The following is a 6,699-nucleotide window of genomic DNA, read 5'->3' as shown; positions in this document are numbered from 1 at the left end:
TCGCCGGCCCGCCCCGCCACCTGGCGCGCGGCGTCGAGCACCATGCGCACGCCGGTGGCGCCCACCGGGTGGCCCAGGCCGATCAGCCCGCCGCTCGGGTTGACCGGCAGGCGGCCGCCCCGTTCGATGGTGCCGGCCTCGATGGCGCGCCAGCTCTCGCCTGGCGCGGTGATGCCGAAGTGGTCGATCGCCATGTACTCGGTGGTGGTGAAGCAATCGTGCGTCTCGATGCCGTCGAGCTGCCACACGTCCGCGATGCCGGCGCGGCGGAATGCACCCTGGACCGCCTCGCGCACATGCGGGAACACGTAGGCCTGGCCGGCACTGGCCTGCAGCTTGGGATCGAGCTTCAGGTGCGCCGTACGGTGACCCCAGCCGGCGATGCGCGGCAGCGCGTCCAGCGACTGGCCCCGCCGCCTGGCCCATGCCTCGGCGAAGCGCGGCGACGCGAGAATCACGGCTGCGGCGCCGTCGGTGACCTGGCCGCAATCCTGGCGCCGGATCATGCCCTCGATCACGGGATTGGCTGCATCGTCGGCGGTGAAGCTGGCCTCGGTGTAGTCCCACGCTCGCGTCTGCGCGAACGGGTTGCGGCGCGCGTTCGAGATGTTGATCTCGGCGATGCGCGCCAGATGCTCGTACTTCAGTCCATAGCGCCGCTCGTACTCCTGCCCCACCCGATGGAACATGTGCGGCCACACGTAGGTCGCCCCGGCGCCTTCCTCGCCCACCCAGGTCGCGGCACCCAGGTGCTGTGCGGCCACGGCGCCGGGCACGTTGCGCTCCAGCTCCACGCCGGTGACCAGCACGCAATCGTAGCGGCCGCACTCGATCTCGGCCGTGGCGGCCAGCATCGCGATGCTGCCCGACGCGCAGGCCGCCTCGTGCCGCCCCGCGGGCGTGCCGTAGAAGCCGGGGTCGATCGCCGCGAGCATGCCGCCCAGCTGACCCTGCCCGGCGAAGAGTTCGCCGACGAAATTGCCGACATGGCCGGATTCGATCTCGCGCGGCTCCAGCGCGGCATCGGCGAGCGCGCCCTGCACCGCGTCGCGCATCAGCTCGAACAGGCCATCGCCGGCGCGTGACGCGTGGCGTGCGAAATCGGTCTGGTGACCGCCGAGGATGTAGACCGGGGTGGGAGTCATGCACTTCTTTCCGAGGTGATGGCGGCAAGCTGCCGGGCGGCCTCGCGCAGAGGTGCCTTGACGAGCTTGCCATTGAGGTTGCGCGGCAGCGGCGTCGCGCTGACGGTGACGAAATCGGGTGTCTTGTAGTCGGCCAGCGTGCGACGGCACAGCGCACGCACGGCCTCGGCATCCACGGGCTCGGTGGCATGCACGAACACGTGCACGCGCTCGCCCAGCACCGGGCAGGGGCTCGCGACCGCAGCCACCTCGATCACGCCCGGGTGGCGCTGGATCACGTTTTCGAGCTCCACGCAGTACACCTTGAAACCGCCGCGGTTGATCATGTCCTTGATGCGGTCGAACACGCGCACGAAGCCTTCGGCATCGATGCTGCCGATGTCGCCCGAGCGCCAGTAGCCGGCCACGAACGCGTCCCGCGTGGCCTCGGGGTTGGCCCAGTAGCCGATGGCGTTGCCGGGGCTTCGGATCCACAGTTCGCCCGATTCGCCGGTGGCCACTTCGCGGCCGGCGGTGTCGAGCACGCGGATATCGACGCATGGCACCACGGTGCCGACGGTGTCGGGCTTGCGCGCCGCGTCGCCGCGCTCGGTGAGCGTGACCGCCGAAGTCGTCTCGGTGGCGCCGAAGCCGTTGTAGAGCGCGAGGCCGGGCAATGCCGCTGCCAGTCGCGCAATCGTGATCTCGGGCATCGCTGCGCCGCCGAAATGGCCGATGCGCCAGCACGACAGGTCGCGCCCGGGCAGCGAGGGATGCAGCAGGCAGAGGTTGTACATGGCCGGGACCATGACCGCGGCCGTGACGCGCCGCGCCTCGATTTCGGCCAGGGCTTCGCCCGCGCCGAACTGCCGCAGGCACACCAGGCAGCCGCCCACCTGCAGCGCGACGACCACCACCGCCAGCAGGCCCGAGATGTGCGAAGCCGGGATCGCCAGCAGCATGCGGTCGTCGGCGGTGTAGCCGAAGCGGCGCACGTAGTGGCGCGCGGTATGAAAGAAGCCCAGGTGGGACAGCACCGCACCCTTCGGGTGCCCGGTGGTGCCCGAGGTGTACATGATGCAGGCGGCCCGGGTGTCTTCGAAGTCCGCGCCGACCGGCGCATCGTCGCCGGCGGCCAGCAGTGCCGCATACGAAAGCGCGCCCGGCCGCAGCGCCGCATCGAGGCCGCGCTCCTCGATGCACACGGTGCAATGCACGCCGGCCATGTCGGCCGGCGGCGGCAGCCGGTCGGCCAGGGAGGCGTCGAACACCAGCGCTGCAGCACCGCACTGGTTGAGCATGTAGCCGAGCTCCGCCGCGCTCTGCCGGGTGCCGATCGGCACTGCGATCGCGCCGAGCCGCCAGATGCCGGCCAGCAGCACGATGAACTCGGACCGATTGCCGACGAACAGCGCGACCCGGTCGCCGCTCGCCACGCCGCGCGCGGCGAGTCCGCTCGCGACCCGGTCGGCCAGGCGGTCGAGCATGCGGTAGCTCAGCGTCACGGCGCCGTCCTCGACCGCCGGCGCGTCGCCGCGCAGGGCCACCGACGCGCGCAGCATCGCGTCGAGGTTGCGCGGCCGCTCGGCATAGCACGGCACCAGCCGATCGCCGTAGAGCGCCTCCAGGCGCAGCGCGTCGCCCTGCGGGGTGAAAGTCGGACCGCTCATGATGCCGCCCTCCCTTCCCGCGCCATGGTCGGCTCGCGCATGCGCACGGCGCCGTCGATGCGCACTACCGAGCCGTTCATCATCCCGTTCTCGATCAGCGCCTGCACCATGTGGGCGAACTCCTCCGGCCGGCCGGGACGCGGCGGAAAGGGCACGTCGTCGATCAGCGTGCGCCGCGTGTGCGTGGGCACGACCTCGTACATCCCGGTCTCGAAGGTGCCCGGCGCGAGCGCCACCACGCGGATGCCGAAGCGCGCGAGCTCGCGCGCCAGCGGCAGCGTCATGCTGGCCACGCCGGCCTTCGACGAGCCGTAGGCCGCCTGCGCCGAGAGCGCCTCGTAGGCCGCCACCGAGGCGGTGTTGACGACCACGCCGCGGTCCTCGCCGTCGGCGGCGTGGTCGTCGCTCAGGCCCTCGGCGAACAGACGAAGGGTGTTGAAGGTGCCGACCAGGTTGACGTCGATGACGCGGCGGAAGACCTCGAGCTCCCGCGGCACCGGGCGGCCGGTCGCCTTGTCGGTGCGAAACACGCGCGCGGGCCCCAGCACGCCGGCGCAGTTGACCAGGATGCGCGGCAGGCCGAGCGCAGCGCGCACCTGCGCGAAGGCCGCTTCCATGTCGCTGGCTGCGCTCACGTCGCCGCCGATGGCCAGCACCGGCTGCGCGGCGGCGAGCGCATCGAGCGGCGCGCCGGCCAGGTCCAGCGCCGCCACGCGCGCGCCCTGCGCCACCAGGCGCCGCACCGTGGCCCGCCCCAGCCCCGAGGCCGCGCCGGTGACGACGGCCACCGTTCCTTCGATCTGCATCGTTTCTCCTTGGTGAGCGGCGTTCAGACGCGCGCCGGCATGCGCAGCGCGCCGTCGAGGCGGATCACTTCGCCGTTGAGCATCGGGTTGCCGACGATTGCGAGCACCAGCGCCGCGAACTCGCCGGCTTGGCCGGGCCGCTTCGGGAACGGCGGCACGGCGGCGAACACCACATCGCGCGATGGCGGCGCGAGGTTCATCGTCATCGGCGTCTCGAACACGCCAGGCGCGATGCCCATGACGCGGATGCCGTGCTCGCCGAGCTCGCGTGCCAGGGGCAGCACCATGCCGGCCACGCCGCCCTTGGACGCGGCATAGGCGGCCTGCCCGATCTGGCCGTCGAAGGCGGCGATCGAGGCGGTGTTGACGATCACGCCGGCCTCTGCGTCGCCCGCGCGCCCTTCGATCATCTGCGGCACGGCGCAGCGGATGCAATTGATGGCGCCCAGCAGATTGACCTCGATCACGCGCCGGAACTCGGCCAGCGGCATGGCGACGCCGCGGCGCACCACGCTCCCCGGGTCGGCAATGCCGGCGCAGTTGACCAGGATGCCGGTTCGCCCCAGCCGCTCGGCGACCTGGCCGAACACGGACTCGATGCGGTCGGCATCGGCCACGTCGGCCGCGAAGCCGATGGCACCCAGCGCCGCGGCGGCCGCCTCGACGGCCGCCGCATCGCGGTCGATGAGCGCGACGGACGCGCCCGCCGCGCGCAGTGCCTTCGCGGTGGCTGCGCCGAGGCCCGACGCACCGCCCGTGACCACCGCGACCCTGCCCTGCACCCCGGCGCCGATGAACTGCATGCGAACCTCAGTCAGGACGGTTCATCTTGCAGTTGACGGGCAGCTCGGTGACCGGACCCGGCACCTTGGCCACCGTCTTCCAGCCCATCCCCAGGCCTTCGGCGTCGTACTTCACGCCCTTCACGAGCTGAGTGACGTAGAGCGGGTGCGTGGCCTGGTGGTCGGCCTTGCGCATCTGGATCTTGCCGAAGGGCGAGTCGTAGTCCATGCCTTCGAGCGCCTGCGCGATCTTCACGAGATCGGTGGCGTTGCCCACCTTCTCGATGGCGCGCGCCAGCATGTCCATCTGCACGAGGATGGAGGTGTAGTAGAGGTCCTCGCCGAACTTGGCCTTGAAATCCTTCTGATACTTCTCGAGCGCAGGCTGCTTGTCCTCGACCGGCACGTTCGGATGCCACGAAGCGATCTGGAACACGGTGTCCTCGCCGGCCGCTCCGATCGACGTCGGGACGCCGAACAGGCCGCCGTAGTAGGTCAGGTAGCGCGCGTTCAGGCCCGACTCCTTGCTGGCCCGCACCAGCAGCGAGAGGTCGTTGCCCCAGTTGCCGGTGAGCACCGTATCGGCCCCGGACTGCTTGATCTTCAGCACGTAGGGCGAGAAGTCCTTCACCTTGCCGAAGGGATGGAAATCGTCGCCGACGAACTGCACGTCCGGTCGGGCCTTGCCGATGATCTCGCGCGCGTCGGCGCTGACCGAGCGGCCGAAGGCATAGTCCTGGTTGATGAGGTAGATCTTCTTGATCTTCGGGTTCTGCTTCACGTAGTCGGCGATGGCATACATCTTCATCAACTGGTGCGCCTCGAAGCGGAACATCCAGAAGCTGCACTTCTCTCCCGTGAGTTCGGGCAGCGCCGAGCCGTAGTTGAGGTAGAGCACCCGCGACTGCGGATTTCGATCGTTGTGCTTGTCGACCGCGCCCTCCAGGGCGCCGGCGATGCCGGAGTTGCCGGCCTGCACCATGAAGCTGATCTTCTGGTCGACCGTGCTGTTGAGCATTGCGATTGCCTTCGCCGGATCGCCGCCGTTGTCCATCGCCACCACTTCGAGCTTGCGGCCGAGCACGCCGCCGCGCTCGTTGATCAGGTTCACCGCGTAGAGCAGCGTCTTCGACACCGTCACCCCCGTCGAGGCGGTCGGCCCCGAGAAGGTATCGATGTGCGAGATGCGGATCGGCGGCTGCGACTGCGCCGAGGCGGCGAGCGCGCAAACGGCCAATGCCGCCGCAACGCCCAGGGAGCGAGGAAATGCCATGGTGGTCTCCGAGGGATGCCGGCGCGCGGGCGGCGATCCCGTGGTTTTTCTGTTGAGTCAATACAAGTTACCTTGCAGTAACTTCCAGTTAATATAGACAGCCTCACCGGCTCCGTCAAGCGGGCAGACCCCGCACACGGGTGACCGACAATTGCACCCAAGCCATGGTCACAACGCCCAGATCCAAACCGACTCCGAAGGCCGCCCGCTGGAACAACGCGCTGGCCGGCACGCCCGACCCGCGCGAGATCCGCAAGCGCGCGCTGATCGCTGCTGCCGGCCGCACCTTCGGGGTGAAGGGCTTCCACAACACCACGCTCGACGACATCGCGAGCGCACTGTCGGTGACCAAGCCGGCGCTGTATCGCTACGTCAAGAACAAGCACGAGATCCTGTATGAGTGCCATCGCCTGGCAATCGGCATGGCCGAGGAGGCTCTTGAAACGGCGGAGTCCGAAGGCGCCACCGCGCTGGACGCGCTGCGCCTCTTCGTCAGTCTCTACATCCGCAAGATGACCAGCGAACTGGGCACCTGCGTGGTGCTGACGGAGTACTACTCGATGACCGCGCAGCACAACGCCCTGATCCAGCAGCGGAGACGGGTGGTCGACACGCAGCTGCGCGCGCTGGTGAGCCGGTGCGTCGACGAGGGAGCGATCGCGCCGTGCGACCCCAAGCTCGCGGTGTTCTTCTTCATGGGGGCCATCAACAACATCAACCGCTGGTTCACCGACAAGGGCGAAACACAGGGCGATGCGATCGCCGAAGCCTTCGCGGACCACGTGATCCACGGCCTGCGTCCACTGAAGGCATCGAAGCGAAGCGCCCGCTGAGGCTTCGCTCGCGCAAAGAAGAAAGCCGCCCTCGGGCGGCTTCGCGGCTTCCTCGCGCGGGTCGCCGGACGTTCAGGGCGCCAGGTAGTCCGACACCACCTTCCACTTGCCGTCGACGATCTGCGACAGCCGCGACTGGTCATTGCCCAGCCGCTTGGTGGCGCTGAAAGTCATCTTCGGGCTGCCGAACATGTCGGGCTCGAAGGTGCTG

The 6,699-nt window shown here is 69.5% G+C and carries 6 protein-coding genes and 1 pseudogene; 1 reads left to right on the top strand and 6 read right to left on the bottom strand.

The genetic code is table 11. From position 1 onward, the window contains the following. From AC1D2K_RS27075 to AC1D2K_RS27055, 5 genes are all read right to left on the bottom strand, one after another. On the bottom strand, positions 1-1,145 hold a 1,145-nt coding region (locus AC1D2K_RS27075; protein ID WP_478092489.1), incomplete at its 3' end, for an acetyl-CoA acetyltransferase. Next, positions 1,142-2,794 (bottom strand): class I adenylate-forming enzyme family protein, encoded by a 1,653-nt coding sequence (locus tag AC1D2K_RS27070; protein WP_478092488.1) that lies wholly within the window; start codon positions 2,792-2,794, stop codon positions 1,142-1,144. The genes AC1D2K_RS27070 and AC1D2K_RS27075, both read right to left, overlap by 4 nt. Continuing rightward, positions 2,791-3,600, bottom strand: a complete 810-nt coding sequence (locus AC1D2K_RS27065; RefSeq protein WP_478092487.1) for an SDR family NAD(P)-dependent oxidoreductase — start codon at positions 3,598-3,600, stop codon at positions 2,791-2,793. Before AC1D2K_RS27065 ends, AC1D2K_RS27070 begins: the two co-directional genes overlap by 4 nt. Positions 3,601-3,623: 23 nt before the next feature. Further along, positions 3,624-4,403, bottom strand: coding sequence for an SDR family NAD(P)-dependent oxidoreductase (locus tag AC1D2K_RS27060; RefSeq protein ID WP_478092485.1), 780 nt, complete (start codon positions 4,401-4,403; stop codon positions 3,624-3,626). Between the two features lie 7 nt (positions 4,404-4,410). After that, on the bottom strand, positions 4,411-5,655 hold the full coding sequence (locus tag AC1D2K_RS27055) for a branched-chain amino acid ABC transporter substrate-binding protein (RefSeq protein ID WP_478092483.1): 1,245 nt from the start codon (positions 5,653-5,655) through the stop codon (positions 4,411-4,413). Between the two features lie 164 nt (positions 5,656-5,819). On the opposite strand from AC1D2K_RS27055, the gene AC1D2K_RS27050 reads away from it, so the two are divergent. Continuing rightward, a complete protein-coding gene (locus AC1D2K_RS27050) occupies positions 5,820-6,488 on the top strand; it encodes a TetR/AcrR family transcriptional regulator (RefSeq protein WP_478092482.1) in 669 nt (222 codons plus the stop codon). 72 nt (positions 6,489-6,560) lie between these two features. On the opposite strand, the pseudogene AC1D2K_RS27045 reads toward AC1D2K_RS27050, so the two are convergent. Then, a pseudogene (locus AC1D2K_RS27045) lies at positions 6,561-6,699 on the bottom strand (ABC transporter substrate-binding protein); the annotation flags it as partial.

The sequence above is a fragment of the Variovorax sp. P1_H12_2 genome, from assembly GCF_056405335.1.
This window is presented reverse-complemented; position numbering and strand designations above follow the sequence as displayed.

Bases quoted from the DNA above. Each gene is read 5' to 3' on its own strand.
- AC1D2K_RS27060 (WP_478092485.1), bottom strand. From the start codon at position 4,403: ATGCAGTTCATCGGCGCCGGGGTGCAGGGCAGGGTCGCGGTGGTCACG.
- AC1D2K_RS27070 (WP_478092488.1), bottom strand. From the start codon at position 2,794: ATGAGCGGTCCGACTTTCACCCCGCAGGGCGACGCGCTGCGCCTGGAG.
- AC1D2K_RS27050 (WP_478092482.1), top strand. From the start codon at position 5,820: ATGGTCACAACGCCCAGATCCAAACCGACTCCGAAGGCCGCCCGCTGG.
- AC1D2K_RS27065 (WP_478092487.1), bottom strand. From the start codon at position 3,600: ATGCAGATCGAAGGAACGGTGGCCGTCGTCACCGGCGCGGCCTCGGGG.
- AC1D2K_RS27055 (WP_478092483.1), bottom strand. From the start codon at position 5,655: ATGGCATTTCCTCGCTCCCTGGGCGTTGCGGCGGCATTGGCCGTTTGC.